The sequence below is a fragment of the Acidiphilium sp. 34-64-41 genome, from assembly GCF_002282635.1.
Classification (GTDB): domain Bacteria; phylum Pseudomonadota; class Alphaproteobacteria; order Acetobacterales; family Acetobacteraceae; genus Acidiphilium; species Acidiphilium rubrum.
Window position 1 is genome coordinate 25,139 of sequence record NZ_NCJX01000006.1, and the last position, 14,891, is coordinate 40,029.

The 14,891-nt window shown below is 60.8% G+C and carries 14 protein-coding genes and 2 tRNA genes; 6 read left to right on the top strand and 10 right to left on the bottom strand.

Going from position 1 to position 14,891, the window contains the following annotated elements:
* Window positions 1–207: 207 nt before the first annotated feature.
* From B7X49_RS01985 to B7X49_RS02015, 7 genes are all read right to left on the bottom strand, one after another.
* Window positions 208–1,686 carry an amidase gene (locus B7X49_RS01985; protein ID WP_286702770.1) on the bottom strand — a complete coding sequence of 493 codons (1,479 nt, stop codon included), beginning with the start codon at window positions 1,684–1,686 and terminating at the stop codon, window positions 208–210.
* A 10-nt stretch (window positions 1,687–1,696) separates the two neighbouring features.
* Entirely contained in the window at window positions 1,697–2,632 is a 936-nt protein-coding gene (locus B7X49_RS01990; RefSeq protein WP_029311488.1) for a branched-chain amino acid ABC transporter permease, read from the bottom strand.
* Window positions 2,632–3,519, bottom strand: coding sequence for a branched-chain amino acid ABC transporter permease (locus tag B7X49_RS01995; protein ID WP_286702771.1), 888 nt, complete (start codon window positions 3,517–3,519; stop codon window positions 2,632–2,634). The genes B7X49_RS01990 and B7X49_RS01995 overlap by 1 nt, the downstream gene beginning before the upstream one ends.
* A gap of 111 nt (window positions 3,520–3,630) precedes the next feature.
* Window positions 3,631–4,863, bottom strand: a complete 1,233-nt coding sequence (locus tag B7X49_RS02000) for an ABC transporter substrate-binding protein (protein WP_029311490.1) — start codon at window positions 4,861–4,863, stop codon at window positions 3,631–3,633.
* Window positions 4,864–4,884: 21 nt separating this feature from the next.
* Window positions 4,885–5,577 carry an ABC transporter ATP-binding protein gene (locus tag B7X49_RS02005; RefSeq protein WP_286702772.1) on the bottom strand — a complete coding sequence of 231 codons (693 nt, stop codon included), beginning with the start codon at window positions 5,575–5,577 and terminating at the stop codon, window positions 4,885–4,887.
* On the bottom strand, window positions 5,570–6,328 hold the full coding sequence (locus B7X49_RS02010; protein WP_286702773.1) for an ABC transporter ATP-binding protein: 759 nt from the start codon (window positions 6,326–6,328) through the stop codon (window positions 5,570–5,572). Before B7X49_RS02010 ends, B7X49_RS02005 begins: the two co-directional genes overlap by 8 nt.
* 254 nt (window positions 6,329–6,582) lie before the next feature.
* Window positions 6,583–7,764 carry an NADP-dependent oxidoreductase gene (locus B7X49_RS02015; protein WP_286702774.1) on the bottom strand — a complete coding sequence of 394 codons (1,182 nt, stop codon included), beginning with the start codon at window positions 7,762–7,764 and terminating at the stop codon, window positions 6,583–6,585.
* Between B7X49_RS02015 and B7X49_RS02020 the strand changes: the two genes are divergently transcribed.
* The 4 genes from B7X49_RS02020 (at window position 7,749) to B7X49_RS02035 (ending at window position 10,626) form a co-directional block, all read left to right on the top strand.
* The gene (locus B7X49_RS02020; protein WP_286702775.1) at window positions 7,749–8,159 is read left to right on the top strand and encodes a ketosteroid isomerase-related protein; all 411 of its coding nucleotides are present in this window, start codon (window positions 7,749–7,751) and stop codon (window positions 8,157–8,159) included. The genes B7X49_RS02015 and B7X49_RS02020 overlap by 16 nt on opposite strands.
* Window positions 8,156–8,704 carry a GNAT family N-acetyltransferase gene (locus tag B7X49_RS02025; protein ID WP_286838123.1) on the top strand — a complete coding sequence of 183 codons (549 nt, stop codon included), beginning with the start codon at window positions 8,156–8,158 and terminating at the stop codon, window positions 8,702–8,704. Before B7X49_RS02020 ends, B7X49_RS02025 begins: the two co-directional genes overlap by 4 nt.
* 73 nt (window positions 8,705–8,777) lie before the next feature.
* Window positions 8,778–9,605, top strand: a complete 828-nt coding sequence (locus tag B7X49_RS02030; protein ID WP_286702777.1) for a UDP-2,3-diacylglucosamine diphosphatase — start codon at window positions 8,778–8,780, stop codon at window positions 9,603–9,605.
* Window positions 9,589–10,626 carry a glycosyltransferase family 1 protein gene (locus B7X49_RS02035; protein ID WP_286702778.1) on the top strand — a complete coding sequence of 346 codons (1,038 nt, stop codon included), beginning with the start codon at window positions 9,589–9,591 and terminating at the stop codon, window positions 10,624–10,626. Before B7X49_RS02030 ends, B7X49_RS02035 begins: the two co-directional genes overlap by 17 nt.
* A 77-nt stretch (window positions 10,627–10,703) precedes the next feature.
* Here B7X49_RS02035 and rplT read toward each other — a convergent pair whose 3' ends face one another.
* Both rplT and rpmI read right to left on the bottom strand, forming a co-directional pair.
* Window positions 10,704–11,060 carry a 50S ribosomal protein L20 gene (gene rplT, locus B7X49_RS02040; RefSeq protein WP_029311498.1) on the bottom strand — a complete coding sequence of 119 codons (357 nt, stop codon included), beginning with the start codon at window positions 11,058–11,060 and terminating at the stop codon, window positions 10,704–10,706.
* A 12-nt stretch (window positions 11,061–11,072) separates the two neighbouring features.
* Window positions 11,073–11,276 (bottom strand): 50S ribosomal protein L35, encoded by a 204-nt coding sequence (gene rpmI, locus B7X49_RS02045; protein ID WP_029311499.1) that lies wholly within the window; start codon window positions 11,274–11,276, stop codon window positions 11,073–11,075.
* A 442-nt stretch (window positions 11,277–11,718) separates the two neighbouring features.
* Between rpmI and B7X49_RS02050 the strand changes: the two genes are divergently transcribed.
* A complete protein-coding gene (locus tag B7X49_RS02050; protein ID WP_286838127.1) occupies window positions 11,719–14,319 on the top strand; it encodes a glycosyltransferase family 2 protein in 2,601 nt (866 codons plus the stop codon).
* Between the two features lie 47 nt (window positions 14,320–14,366).
* Here B7X49_RS02050 and B7X49_RS02055 read toward each other — a convergent pair.
* Window positions 14,367–14,451 (bottom strand) — tRNA-Leu (locus B7X49_RS02055).
* 126 nt (window positions 14,452–14,577) lie between these two features.
* Here B7X49_RS02055 and B7X49_RS02060 point away from each other — a divergent pair.
* Window positions 14,578–14,653, top strand: a tRNA-Asn gene (locus B7X49_RS02060).
* Window positions 14,654–14,891: the final 238 nt, after the last annotated feature.

Below are 14,891 nucleotides of genomic sequence, written 5' to 3' on the forward strand. Positions count from 1 at the left end.
CAGTCTCCGTGCAACCGGTTCCGGTCGGATTTCATTCAATTTCAGCGCCGTTCACGACGATGATACAGGCCGCCAAGGGCCGAGACCCGGTGCATCGACACCGCACATAACACCCTTCCCGACCTGCCCAGCCGATGTGGGCAGGTTCGCCGGGATGTTCAAGTCAGGATTGATGAGCCGCACTCACGCGCACCCGCACATTGCGGATCAGATACGAAAAGCCCGGCGCGTCGACCAAGGGGCCGCTCGTTCCAATTGGGCCGCCAGGCGCAACAAGGTCGTTTCGGCGCCGAAGCGCGCAACGAACTGCACGCCAACCGGCAGGCCATCCGGCCCCTGGTGCAGCGGCACCGACATGGCGGGCACGAAAGTCAGGTTGGCCAGCTGGGTGAAAGGCGTGCGTTCGAGATTCTTGAACGAAAGCTCATCGACAATACCGGATTTCAGCAGCGCGCGGCCCGCACCCAGCCGATCGATCACCGTAGACAACAGCTGTACCGGGCGCGGCGTGTCGAGCGCGCCGATGCGAGCGGGGCCGAGCGCCGTCGTCGGGGTCAGGAACAGATCGTAGTGCGCGTGGAACTCACCCAGAGCGCGGGCAAAACCGTTCCAATGCGCCCGCAGTTCGACGAAAGCACCGGCCGACATCGCCCGGCCGAGCAAAGCCAGCGCCCTGGTATCGGGGTGGAACGACGATGCCGCACACAAGGTTTCGCGGCGGATCCGCGCGGTCATGGCAGCAACATGGCCGAAATACAGCCCCATGTAACAGCGCGCAAGCAACCCACCATCGATCGACGGCTCCGCCTCCTCGACGTGATGGCCGAGCGATTCCAGCAGAACGGCGGTCTTGTGAACCGCCTCGATCATCTCCGAACCAACGCGGCCACCGACCGGCGAGCGGACGGAAAGCCCGATCCGCAGCCGGCCGGGATCGTGGTCAAGTTCCGCTGCAAAGGGACGCTCCGGCTGGGTGATCACGAACGGATCGCCCGGCTCGGCACCGGCCAGGACATCGAGCATCGCTGCGGAATCGCGCACGGACCGGGTCAGAACATGGGTACACACCGCCCCCTCCCACCCCTCGCCCAGCACCGGCCCTTCGGAAACCCGGCCGCGCGAGGGTTTGAGGCCGAACAACCCACAATAGGCCGCTGGAATCCGGATCGACCCGCCCCCGTCCGAAGCGCCGGCCATCGGCACATAGCCGGCCGCAACCGCCGCCGCCGCCCCGCCGGACGAACCGCCCGGGGTGTGATCGAGATTCCAAGGGTTGCGCGTGGCACCGTGCAGCATGGTCTCGGTGGTGGCCTTCAGCCCCAATTCCGGCGTCGTGGTCGCACCGATGATCACGAGGCCCGCGCGCCGGCAGCGCTCAACGTAAGCGGATGTCGTCTTCGCGACATGATCCTTCAGGGGCAATGCCCCCATCGTCATGCGCGCGCCGGCGTACTCCTGAAAAATATCCTTGAGCAGAAACGGCACGCCCGCAAACGGCCCCGCGATGGGCCCGGCACTCTGTTCCCGCCCGCGCTCACGCAGATCGACCGCGATGGCGTTGATCCGCGGCTCCGCCGCATCGATCCGCGCAAGGGTCGCGTCCAGCACTTCCACCGCTGACAGGCTGCCATCCGCAATCAACGCCGCAAGGCCGGTGGCATCGTAATCCTGCAACGCGACGGTCATGCGGCGCCTCCTACAGCGAGAGTTTGAGCTTCGCCCCCAATTCGCCGATAATCCCCCGGCGGAACGCGAGCACGCAGGCGATGAAGATCACGCCTTGGATCACGGTAACCCAATCGCTGAAACCCGCCAGGTAATATTGCATCGCGATGATGATCGCAGCCCCGATCAAGGGACCGTACACCGTGCCGATACCGCCCACCAGCACCATCAGCACCACGATACCGGATGTCGAATTACTGACATCGGACAAGGTCGCAATCCCCATCACCAGCGCCTTCATCGCGCCAGCAACCCCGGCCAGCACCGCGGCCAGGATGAAGATGATCCATTTATACTGCTCGACCTTGTAGCCGAGCGAGATCGCGCGGTTCTCGTTCTCGCGGATCGCCTTGACCACCTGACCGAACGGCGAATGGATCACCCGGTGCACGAAGATGAAGCCGATCAGGAAAACGGCCAGTACCAGCCAGTACATCTGCAAATCATGCCCGAGCGGCAACGCACCGAATAACCGGCCGCGGTGAATGTTCTGAATGCCGTTTTCCCCGCCGGTAAACGACGTATCCTGGACCGCGAAAAACTCCACCAGCTGCGCGAGCGCGAGCGTGACCATCGCGAAATAGATCGTCTGCCGGCGGATCGACAGCCAGCCGAACACCACGCCGATCGCCCCGCCCACCAAACCGCCGAGCAGAATTCCCACCTCGGGCGTCAAATGCAGCGTCTGCACACTATAGCCAGCAATATAGCCGCCCATGCCAAAATAAGCGGCCTGGCCGAGTGAGAGCAGCCCGGTATAGCCCATCAACAAATTAGCGCCCATCGCGAACAAGGCAAAGCACATCACCTGCATCACGAAAATCGGATAGGCAATGAACGGGGCGATGATCAACACCACCAGCATGACAACGAACCCGATCGCCTGCGCGCGCGTGAACCCGAACATCACGCCACCCGGCCGAACAGCCCGGCTGGTCGGGCCAGCAGCACCACCGCCATCACCGCAAAAACGACGACCGATGATGCCGCCGGATAAAACACCTCGGTGAACCCTTGAATGATGCCAAGGCCGAATCCGGTCAGGATCGCCCCGCCGATCGACCCCATCCCGCCGATCACCACCACCGCGAACACCGTGTTGATCAGGCTGGTCCCCATGCCCGGATTGACCGAATACAGCGGCGCCGCCAGCACGCCCGCCAAGCCCGCCAGCGCCACCCCGCCCGCGAAGGTCAATGAAATCAAACGCGGCACGTTGACTCCGAACGACTGCACCAGCGCCGGGTTTTCTGTCGCCGCACGCAGCAGCGCCCCGAGCGGGGTTTTTTCAATGGTGAACCACACGCCAAAACAGATCACGATCGCTGCGAACACCACAAACGCCCGATACACCGGCAGATACATGAATCCCAGGTTCAACGTGCCCGACAATATGTTCGGCCCATCGTACGAGACGCCCGAACTGCCGAAGGCGTTGGTGAAAATCCCCTCCAACACCAGCGCCAATCCGAACGTCAGCAACAATCCATACAGAATATCGAGTTTATAGGTGAAGCGGATCAGCGTGCGCTCGATCAGCAACCCGAACGCCCCCACCATCACCGGTGCAACGACCAGCGCCGGCCAGAACCCGATACCCAGATAATGCAGCAGCCCCCAGGTGACGAACGCACCGACCATGAACAAGGCGCCATGGGCGAAATTGATCACGTTCAACAATCCGAAAATGATCGCAAGCCCGAGTGACAGCATCGCATAGAACGACCCGTTGATGATCCCCAGCAACAACTGCCCGAACAACAACGGCGCTGGTTTTCCGAGAATCATCATCATGGCGCGGGCGATATCCTGTCAGGGAAAGTATAGGGTAGCGCTTCTTTTTTGAAAAAAAAGAAGCAAAAAACTTTTGACCGTTTGGTGCGGTGCCGGTTCGCCGGCATCACATCAGGTCTTGATCAGCGGGCACCCTTCCGCCGCCATCGGCATAAACGCCTGGTCTGCCGGGGTCGTTGCGAGCAGATCGTAGTAATCCCACGGCCCCTTGCTCTCTGCCGGCGTCTTCACCCGGAACAGATACGCGTTGCACATGAACCTGCCGTCCTCACGGATCGAGGCCTTGCCATAAGCGTCGTCATCCGTCGGCATTTTCTTCATCTGCGCGACCACAGCGGCGCCGTTCTTCACATCCGCCATATTGTTCATCGCCTCGACCGCCTTCATGAAATGCAGCACGCCGGAATAGCAACCGGCCTGTCCCATTGAAGGATAATTATTCGGCGTGCGCGGTTTGACCCGCGCCATGAACGCGCGCGTACGATCGTTCATGTTCCAATAGAAGCTCTCGGTCAGCGTCAGCCCCTGCGCGATATCGAGCCCCATGCCATGCACGTCGTTGATAAAGACCAGCAGGCCGGCAATCTTCATTGTCTTGTTGATGCCAAACTGATGCGCCTGCTTCACCAGATTGACGGTATCCTTGCCCGCACTGGCGAGGCCGAGCACATCCGCGCCCGACGATTGCGCCTGGATCAGGAAGGATGAAAAATCGGTCGTCTGCGGAAACGGGAAATTGACGTTGCCCATCTCCTGGCCGCCCATCTGCTTGACAACTGCCGCCGTCTGATCGTGCAGCAGATGTCCGAACGCGTAATCCGCGGTGATGAAAAACCACTTCTTGCCGCCACCCTTGACCATCGCGCCACCCGTGGAGTGCGAGAGCATATAGGTGTCATACGTCCAGTGCACGGTCTGCGCATTACAGAACTTGCCGGTAATTTCCGAAGACGCGGAATTAGTGTTGATATACGCGCGGTTCTTGTCATGCGCGACACCTTCGATCGCGATGCCGATTGCCGAATTCGGCACGTCGATCACCAGATCGACACCCTGATCATAAAACCGTTGGGCGAGCGCAGTGCCGACCGCCGGGCTCTCCTGATGATCGCCTTGCAGCACCGTGACATCGTAGCCCTTGTCCTTGGCACCAAAATCGGCCAGCGCTTGATGGACGCAGGCAACCGAGGTCGGCCCGCCGATGTCGCGATAAGGGCCTGAAAAATCGCTGATGACCGCGATTTTGAGTGACTTGCTGGCAGCACGGGCGCGTCCGAACGGCAAAGCAGCGGCGGCAACGCCGGTAGCGGCGGTGCCGAGCAGGGTACGTCTGGAAATCGTCATGAAAGTTCCTCCGGTTTATATTCAGATGCCGAGACGGCGATGCAACCCCTCGGCGCGAGCAGGCAGTTCGTGATTCGGGATCATGTCGACCACCTGGCCGTGCTCGACCAGATAGTGACGATCCGCCAGTTTGGACGCAAAACGGAAGTTCTGTTCGACCAGCAAGACAGTAAATCCGCGCCGCTTGATCTCGAGAATCATCTGACCAATCTGTTGCACGATCACCGGCGCCAAACCCTCGGTCGGTTCATCGAGCAGCAGCAGCTTTGCCCCGGTCCGCAAAATGCGCGCAATCGCCAGCATCTGCTGCTCACCGCCCGATAATTTGGTACCAGGACTCTTCGCCCGTTCGGCAAGATTGGGAAACAGCACGTGAATATCGGCAACACTCATGCCGCCAGGAGCCACCACCGGCGGCAGCATCAGATTCTCGGCGACACTCAATCCCGCAAAAATCCCGCGATCCTCCGGGCAAAACCCGATGCCAGCGCGACCGACGATATCGGGCCGTGCGGCGATCAGTTCGGCACCGCGAAACCGAACGCTGCCGGTGCGCTTCTGGATCAACCCCATGATCGATTTAAGCGTGGTCGACTTACCGGCACCGTTACGGCCCAGCAAGGTCACGCATTCACCCTCACGCACCTCGAAACTCATGCCATGCAGAACGTGGCTCTCATCGTACCAGGCGTTCAGCCCGCTGACCTCAAGCATCGGCGTGATCCGATCCCAGATATGCCGTCACCACCGCCTCGTTGGCGGATACACTTTCGTAGTCACCTTCGGCCAGAACACGTCCGCGAGCCAGCACCGTGATCCGATCCGACAGTCCGGACACGACTGACAGATTATGCTCGACCATCAAAATCGTACGCCCGCCGCGAATTTGCCTGATCAACGCAACAATGCGCGCAACATCCGATTCGGTCATACCCGCCGTTGGTTCATCAAGCAGCATCAACCGCGGGTCCAACGCCAGCGTCGTTGCAATTTCGAGAGCGCGCTTGCGCCCGTATGAAAGCTCGGCTGCCGGAACGTCTACACTATCCGAAAGGCCGACGTCGTGAAGAAGTTCATGCGCGCGGTCGTTGTACTGCGTCAGCACACGCTCGCCGCGCCAGAAGTCAAAATTGCCGCCGCGTGCGCGCGCCAAAGCAATCCGAACGTTCTCCAACGCCGTCATATGACCGAACACAGCGGAAATCTGAAAGCTCCGCACCATACCCCGCCGCGCCACCGCCGCCGGCGACAACGAGGTGATGTCCTCACCCTCGAAACTGATGCTGCCGGAACTCGGCGCCAGAAATTTCGACAGAAGATTGAAACACGTCGTCTTGCCCGCCCCGTTCGGGCCAATCAGGGCATGAATACTGTCTTTTTCAACTGAAAGATCGACATCCTGGACGGCCATGAAGCCGCGAAAACCTTTGGATAAACCACGCGCCTGCAGGATGTACTCGCTCATTTCCCCAATCCGGCGCAACACATGACAGCGCCATAATTTATTGTTCATGAATGTGACATACCGAGAGATGTGGCGCAATCCCTGGACACCACCATTCAAAGGATCACGCCAGTATCCGATACCAGTTTGACCCAATATGGTGCACGTGCGCTGTCCAGGGACGGACCGCATACGGCAAACTCATATAATTACGATAACGATACAATTCACCTCTGAGGCAAGCCTTTGCCGAAGCCTGCCTCAGATGCGCCCCGTCAAACCTTCAGGATCAGCTTGCCAAAATTCTCGCCGGTGAACAGCTTCTGCAAGGTTTCCGGGAAGGTCTCAATCCCGTCGACGATATCCTCGCGACTTTTCAGCCTGCCGTCCTTCATCCAGCCTGCCATCGCGCGCGCGCCTTCCGGATAGCGGTCAGCGTAGTCAAATACAATCATGCCTTGCATCCGCGCCCGGTTGACCAGCAATGCCAGGTAGTTCGACGGCCCCTTGACCGGTGTCGTATTATTATATTGCGAAATTGCACCACAAATCACGATCCGCGCGCGAAGATTGATCTGCGCCAGGCAGTCATCCAGAATCTGACCACCGACGTTATCGAAATACACGTCGATGCCTTTGGGGCAGAGCTCCCGGAGCTTGGCCGGCACGCTGTCCGATTTGTAATCGATCGCGCCGTCAAACCTGAGTTCATCGACAATATAACGGCATTTTTCCGCACCACCGGCGATGCCGACCACGTGGCAACCCTGAATTTTCGCGATCTGCCCGACCAACGCGCCGACCGCGCCGGCCGCGCCGGACACCACCACCGTCTCGCCGGATTTTGGCTCGCCGACCACCAGCAACCCAAAATACGCCGTCATGCCCGGCATACCGAGTGCGGAGATGAACAAAGGCTTGGGCGCCAGGCTGGCATCGACCTTGATACAGCCCTCGGCTGCCAGCGTCGCAACCGTCTGGATCCCGAGCGCTCCGGTCACGACATCGCCGGGTACGAAGCCGTCAGCCTTGCTCTCGATGATGGTGCCAACACCACCGGCGCGCATCACGTCGCCTAGTTTGACGGGTGCGATGTACGATTTACCCTCGTTCATCCATCCGCGCATCGCCGGGTCGAGCGATAGATATTCGACCCCGACCATGATTTCCCCAGCCTCGGGTGCGCGCGCAGGCTCGGTGCGGAACTCGAAATCTTCGCGCTTGACGTGCCCGACCGGACGACGGATCAGGCGAAACTGCCGGTTTTCTGGTTGGCTCATGGCATTGCTCCTCGTTTGAGCGACACGGTACGGGTTGCAGCCGCAAGGAGCAAGCCGCCGCTGTCGGCGATCAGATTTCGTTGCAGCACCCGCGCCATGGGTCTTGAACTCAATCATGAATTCGCAGATTGAAGGTCTGTCGATCTCAGGGGAGCCCAACCATGCCTGCCAACGCAAAGAATCTCATCGAATCATACTATGCTGCGTTCAATGCGGGCCAGCCCCAGGCGATGCTCGATCTGCTCAGCCGGGACGTCGTCCACGACATCAACCAGGGTAAGCGCGAAATCGGCAAGGATGCCTTCGCGGCCTTTCTCGATCACATGAACATTTCGTATCGGGAACGGCTGACCGATATCGTGGTGATGCCCGCCGCCGATGGGACGCGCGCCGCCGCCGAATTCATCGTGCATGGCGCGTATCTGCGCACCGATCCTGGCCTGCCCGAAGCCCACGGCCAAAATTACGTGCTCCCCGCCGGTGCCTTTTTCGAAATCCGGGACGGGCTGATCACACGCGTGACCAACTATTACAATCTCGAGAACTGGCTCAATCAAGTCGGCGCCAAATGAACTCTCCGGTGTTGACCACAGCGCGACTATGCTTGGTTCCCGTCACGCTTGATGACGCTGATTTCATTCAGGCCGAGTTTCCCCACTGGGACATCGTGAAATTCATGAATACCCGCGTGCCCTGGCCCTACCCGGCTGACGGGGCACGGCTGTTTCTGCATGATCTTCTACTGCCGCAGATTGCCCGCGGCGAGGCCTATGCGTGGAGTATCCGGCTGCGCACCGCACCTGACAGCAGGGTCGGCTTGATCAACCTTCGGATCGGTTCGACCGAGAACCGCGGCTTCTGGATCGCGCGCGCCCATCAAGGCCAGGGCTTCGCGAGCGAAGCGGCAGACGCCGTCACCGAATTTTATTTCAACACGCTCGATCAGCCCGTTTTGCGCGTCTCCAAGGCAGTCGCCAACATCGCGTCATCCCGCCTGTCGGCACGCCAGGGCATGCGCGTGATCGCCAGGGGCGAGACGGATTACGTCGCCGGCCGCCATCCATCCGAAACCTGGGCGATCACCCAGGATGAGTGGCGCGCCCAGAATTCGTCATGAATTTGTAAACATTCAAGTCCTGTCATCAGAGTTTCATTAGGTGAGACGCGGTCAGATCGCGTAACGAGCGCGCATGACAGCACCGGCCGCGATTACACGCTATCGCAGCGTGTTCATCTCCGACACTCATCTCGGCACGCGTGGCTGCCGGGCTGATTTTCTAGCCGATTTTCTAAGGCGGAATACAGCCGATCACATATATTTGGTCGGCGACATCATCGATGGTTGGCGCCTCAAGCGCGGCTGGTATTGGGACAGTCATCATGACGATGTCCTGACATCCATTCTACGCCACGCCAGGAACGGTTCGAAAATCATCTACGTGCCCGGCAATCACGACGAAGTGGTCCGCCGCTTCCTGCCGCTGGGGCTGGAAATGGCAGGCGTCACCTTCCAGGCCGAAGCCGAACACATCACCGCGGCCGGCCAACGGCTTTTGATTACGCATGGCGATCAGTTCGACTCGGTCGTGTGCTACGCTAAAACCCTCGCGCTACTCGGCGACTGGGCCTACACCGCCGCTCTGGTGCTGAACCGTTACTTCAACATGGCCCGATCCTACCTGGGCTACCCGTATTGGTCGCTGTCGGCCTATCTCAAGCGGCAGGTCAAGGAAGCCGTGAAGGCGATCGATCGGTTCGAGACGGCTCTCGCGGCCGATGCCCGGGGCCGTGGCTTCGATGGCGTGGTGTGCGGCCACATCCACCACCCCGAAATGCGCATGGTGGACGGGGTGTTATACATCAACGATGGCGATTGGGTGGAAAGCTGCACCGCCCTGGTCGAACATTGGGATGGCCGGCTTGAACTGCTGGACTGGGCGGTGTTGAACAAGCTGTCGTTCCTGGCGCCGCGCAAGGCCGTCGCCGTGCAAGGCGCGTTGGATGCGGCGCCTGCCTGAGACATCCCGCATCCTGATCGTCACCGACGCATGGCACAGCCAGGTCAACGGCGTAGTGCGGACGCTGTCAATGCTGACCGGGCAGCTTGAGCGGCTCGGCCAGCGCGTGTTGGTCGTCGGCCCGGATCGCTTCCATACCCTGCCCTGCCCCAGCTATCCCGAAGTCAGATTGTCGCTGTTTCCGCGCCGGCGCATGGCGCGCCTGTTCGATGAGTTCCGGCCGGATGCTCTGCATATCGCAACCGAAGGCCCGCTCGGCATCGCCGCCTCTCGCCTGGCACGCCGCGTCGGCTGGCAATTCACCACGGCATACCACACCCGCTTCCCCGATTATCTGGCCGCGCGCACCGCATTGCCACATCGCGTTGTCTATGCCTGGCTGCGCCGCTTTCACGGTCGTGGCTCGGGCACCATGGTCGCAACACGATCGCTAGCGGCTGAACTGCGCGAGCATGGTTTCGCGAACACATTGTTATGGTCGCGCGGCGTCGATGCCACCCTGTTCCACCCCGACCGCGCCACCACCCTGCCCTATCCCGGCCCGATCTTTCTATCAGTTGGGCGGTTGGCGGTCGAAAAGAACCTGACGGCGTTTCTCGACCTTGATCTGCCCGGTACCAAGCTGATCGTCGGCGATGGTCCTGAACGCAATTGGCTGGAACGGCGCTACGCCGGCGAACGCACGATCTTTCTTGGGCCCCGCCAGGGCGCCGAACTTGCCAGCCTGTTCGCGAGTGCGGATGTCTTCGTGTTTCCCAGCCGCACCGATACGTTCGGCCTGGTCGTGCTCGAAGCGCTCGCCGCGGGCACGCCGGTTGCGGCATTTCCGGTCTGCGGCCCCAGCGATATTTTTGGCGGCGTGCTCCCGCGCGTCGGCGTACTCAACAATGATTTGCGCGCGGCCTCGTTGGCGGCACTGACGATCGATCGTCAGGATTGCCGCCGCTTCGCCGAGCAATTCTCGTGGGAGGCCTGCGCCACCCTGTTCATGAAAAATCTGGTCCCGGTCAAACCGAATTGATGCACCCGAGAGCCAAAGCTCCCGGGCAACATCATGGTACCGACTCCGCGTTACGCCAGCCGATACGTAAACGTGGGTTAGGCGGCGACCGCCTTCGCCGCCTCGACCACCGCGGCAAAACCGGCCGGATCATCGAACGCCATTGCCGAAAGCACCTTGCGGTCCAGTTCGATATTCGCGGTTTTCAGCGCCGCGATGAACTGGCTGTAGGTCATGCCGTGCTCGCGAACCGCCGCGTTGATCCGCTGGATCCACAGCGCGCGGAACTCGCGCTTCTTAACCCGGCGATCGCGATACGCGTACTGAAGCGACTTTTCGAGCCGTTCGAGCGCAATCCGATAGCTGGTCGACGAACGGCCGACGAAGCCCTTCGACTGTTTGAGAACTTTTTTGTGCCGTGCGTGGGTGGTTACACCCCGTTTGACGCGTGCCATGATGCGTTTTCCTTAACCGAGACCGTAGGGAGCCCATTGCTTGACGGTTTTGCCGTCCTGCTCGGGCAGCGCCATCGTGCCACGATTGGTGCGCTTCATTTTGGTGGAACGATTGATCAGGCCGTGGCGCTTGTTGCCATGGCCGCACAGAACTTTGCCGGTCGCGGTAATCTTGAACCGCTTTTTGACCGACGACTTGGTCTTCATTTTCGGCATTTTCATCTCCTTCAAGTCCATGCCCGGAGCCGCTCGACTCCGGGTGCGCGTTGTGCGGCCGGGCATGCCAAAACGCCCGGGCTCGCGACAGGATCGCGCTGGAGTGCGGCGTATAGGCACATTGCACGGCCAATGCAACCGGTCGCATTTCGCTTGCACGTCGGCTCATATGCCGGCGCAAAACGATCGAAAGCATCAATTTTTTAATTTTTGCCGGGTGCAAGATAAATCAACGTGAGGTAGTGTGACGTGGATCGTCTGTGGCGAACGATGGGCCGGGGGCGAATTGAAAAAGGGCAAAAGAATGGCGGTACGGCTTGATACGGATGTTGTCGGCAAGGAAGCAGCCCGTCGCGTCCTGCCAGCGCGACCCGGTCGCGTGATTCTAGGATTTCTCGATCGCATCGAAGACGCGTCATTAGCCGGCTGGGCAGTCGACCCGATGGCCGCGGATCGCACCCTGACCATGCGCGTGATGGTCGACGGCCAGATTGCTGACGTGATCAAATGTGATGTCAATCGGCCCGATACCGCGCCGCTCAACCTGCCATCGACCCGTGTTGGATTTGATTACGCCATTCCCCCCCGTTTTCAGGATGGGTTGCGCCACGTCCTGTCTTTTGCAACGCTGGATGGCGACCGCATCCAGTTGCCCGGCCGCGGCGGCCTTATCCTGCCGGAGCTGCATTTCTGCCTGACCCGCCGCACCCATATCGATGGCGTGCTCGATGGGCTGATCGACGGCATGATACAGGGTTGGGCCCTGCGGGTCGACGAGCGCACCAACGCCAAGACCGGCGGCATCCGGGTGCTGATTTCCACCAAAGGTCAACCGCTCGCCGAACTGCAGGCCAACGAGTTCCGCGCCGATGTCGCCGAAGCGTTGGGTGCCGACCCAGCCTGCGGCTTCTCCTATGCGCTGCCGCCGGAACTGCGGAACGGCAAGAGCATCGTCCTCGATTTCCATGCGATGCCGGACCGCATCCTGTTGCGTGGCAGCCCGATGGAAATAGCGATCCCGACTGAGGCCGAGCGCACGCGCCTTGCCAATCTGATCGACCGGGCTGATGAATTGTTCCGCTACGCCTATCATCTGCGACGCGAACTCAAGGCTGCCATGCCTGCGGAACGGCTGACACTTGGCAGTTATGCGTCCTGGGTCCGCCAAAGCCAGCCGCTGATCGTGCAGCGCGCCACCGCGCGATACGGTGCCGTCCTCGATGCCCCGCTGGTCTCGGTACTCTGCCCGGTTTTTCGGCCCAATCAGGGTGAATTTCTCGCCGCGGTCGATTCGGTGCGCGCCCAGACCTATCAGAACTGGGAATTGATCCTGGTCGATGATGCCAGCCGGGATGAAACGCTGAGCGAAACGCTCGAACGGCTCGGCAGCGTCGACCAACGGATCAAAGTGGTCGTCCTACCTAAAAACGTCGGCATCGCCGCGGCCACCAACCAGGCCCTCGCCGCAGCCAGCGGCCCGCTGGTCGCATTTTTCGACCACGACGACGTGTTGGAACCCTGCGCGCTCGGTGTCATGCTCCGGGCCCGATCCGCAACCGGTGCGCGGTTGCTCTATTCGGACGAAGACAAGATCGACCGCAACGGTCAGGTCTCCGAGCCCAACTTCAAACCCGATTTCAATTACCGTTTCCTGCTCGACCTGAACTACATCTGCCACCTGGTCGTCGCCGAAACCGCGCTGGTGCGCGAGGTCGGCGGCCTCGACCCGCGGTTCGACGGTGCACAGGACCACGATTTGTTGCTCCGTATGAGCGAGCGCCTGCTGCCGCACGAGATCCATCACGTCGCAGAAATTCTCTACCATTGGCGTATTACACCGGCATCGACCGCCGGTGGCGCCGCCGCCAAGCCCCGCGCCGCCCTCGCCGGCGAGGTGGCGGTCGCCGAACACCTCAAACGGCGTAATCTACCCGCGAAAGTCGAGCGGCGCGGCGCGCTGACCTGTTACCGCACGAGCTTCGCGCTCGATGCCGACCCAGGCATCTCGATCCTAATTCCGTTTCGAAACCATATCGACCTGACCCGCCAATGCGTCGAAGCGATCCGTGCCCAATCCGAAGGCCTGACGATCGAAATTCTCCTACTTGACAATTGGTCCCAGGGTGCCGAAGCTGAGGCGTTCTGCACCGAACAAGGCAACTACCTGGATACTAAAATCCTGCGTATCGCCGAGCCCTTCAATTATTCCCTGATCAACAATCGCGGCGTGGCCGCCGCATCGCACCCGTTCCTGCTGTTCATGAACAACGACGTGATCGTGAACGATCCGGATTGGTTACGCACCATGCTGAACGAAGCTCTCGCAGACCCGCAGGTTGGCGCGGTCGGCGCAAAGCTGCTCTACCCGAACGGCACAATCCAGCACGCCGGCGTGGTGCTCGGGGTCGGTGGCGTTGCCGACCATGCGTTTCGCGGCCTGTCCGGCGCCGCCCCCGGTTATATTGCCCACGCGATCGCGGCACGCGAGGTCGCGGCAGTCACCGCCGCCTGCATGCTGGTCCGGCGCAGCGCGTTCGAAGCCGCCGGCGGATTCGACGAGGCGGAACTTGGGGTCGCGTTCAACGACGTCGATCTTTGCATCAAAATCCGCGAAGCCGGCTACCGGATCATCTTCACGCCGGATGTCGTCTGCGAGCATCGGGAAAGCATGAGCCGTGGCGATGACCTCGATGAAGATAAACTATCGCGCTTCATGCGCGAGAACGAGGCGATGCGGCTGCGCTGGGAGCACGTCCTGCCGGAGGACCCGTTCTACAATCGCCATTTCACGCGTGAAGGCGGTTTGTACCGCGATCTGCGACGGCTCGACCCGAAGGACGAGCGCAGAATCGATCACCCGACTCCGCAAACCCACCCGATCGCGCCGGTGCATGCCGCACACCCAGCCCCGCGGAACGCATCAAAAAATCAGGCCGGCAAGCCGCTGAACGGAGCGGCGAAACCCCATGACGCGCGCGGCAAACCCGTCAGGGCCGCAGCCACGACAAAGTCAAAACCGCGACAGCAGACCGGCGCAGATTAGCGCCGCCACGATGACGACCGTCCCCGCTCCAATTGTTCGAGATTTCATGGTGCGGGCGGTCGGAATCGAACCGACACTCCTCTCGGAACCGGATTTTGAGTCCGGCGCGTCTACCAGTTCCACCACGCCCGCATCCAAGAGCAGGCCTTAGCACAACTCATTCCGACTCAAAAGAGGCGGCAAAACCGTGGATGCGCCACACGTCACCGCCCCCCTGTTGCCAATCGCCGTCGGCTTGGCTAAGACGCGCAGCACAGTTCCCGGATAGCTCAGTTGGTAGAGCAAGCGGCTGTTAACCGCTTTGTCGCAGGTTCGAGTCCTGCTCCGGGAGCCAAGGTTTCCAACCCCCCTCAAACCGTGTCCCACTTCAGCCTCGTGTCGTGTGGATTGCTGACGCGCAAGCGAGAGCACTGGGTGCACTAGCATCCAGCGGCGACGTCGATCCGTGCCACGAGTCGCGCTGGCTGATCACCGTCACTGCGTCATCTGCCGCGATCGCGACAATTCATCGAGTCACGGCGTGTAGCAAGCGATCGGCGCACAAACAGTATTAAGTTTTTCTAAATATAAAA

Coding starts and splice junctions, on each gene's coding strand:
- B7X49_RS01985 (WP_286702770.1), bottom strand. CDS start 1,686: ATGACCGTCGCGTTGCAGGATTACGATGCCACCGGCCTTGCGGCGTTG.
- B7X49_RS01990 (WP_029311488.1), bottom strand. CDS start 2,632: ATGTTCGGGTTCACGCGCGCGCAGGCGATCGGGTTCGTTGTCATGCTG.
- B7X49_RS01995 (WP_286702771.1), bottom strand. CDS start 3,519: ATGATGATGATTCTCGGAAAACCAGCGCCGTTGTTGTTCGGGCAGTTG.
- B7X49_RS02000 (WP_029311490.1), bottom strand. CDS start 4,863: ATGACGATTTCCAGACGTACCCTGCTCGGCACCGCCGCTACCGGCGTT.
- B7X49_RS02005 (WP_286702772.1), bottom strand. CDS start 5,577: ATGCTTGAGGTCAGCGGGCTGAACGCCTGGTACGATGAGAGCCACGTT.
- B7X49_RS02010 (WP_286702773.1), bottom strand. CDS start 6,328: ATGAGCGAGTACATCCTGCAGGCGCGTGGTTTATCCAAAGGTTTTCGC.
- B7X49_RS02020 (WP_286702775.1), top strand. CDS start 7,749: ATGCCTGCCAACGCAAAGAATCTCATCGAATCATACTATGCTGCGTTC.
- B7X49_RS02025 (WP_286838123.1), top strand. CDS start 8,156: ATGAACTCTCCGGTGTTGACCACAGCGCGACTATGCTTGGTTCCCGTC.
- B7X49_RS02030 (WP_286702777.1), top strand. CDS start 8,778: ATGACAGCACCGGCCGCGATTACACGCTATCGCAGCGTGTTCATCTCC.
- B7X49_RS02035 (WP_286702778.1), top strand. CDS start 9,589: ATGCGGCGCCTGCCTGAGACATCCCGCATCCTGATCGTCACCGACGCA.
- rplT (WP_029311498.1), bottom strand. CDS start 11,060: ATGGCACGCGTCAAACGGGGTGTAACCACCCACGCACGGCACAAAAAA.
- rpmI (WP_029311499.1), bottom strand. CDS start 11,276: ATGCCGAAAATGAAGACCAAGTCGTCGGTCAAAAAGCGGTTCAAGATT.
- B7X49_RS02050 (WP_286838127.1), top strand. CDS start 11,719: ATGGCCGCGGATCGCACCCTGACCATGCGCGTGATGGTCGACGGCCAG.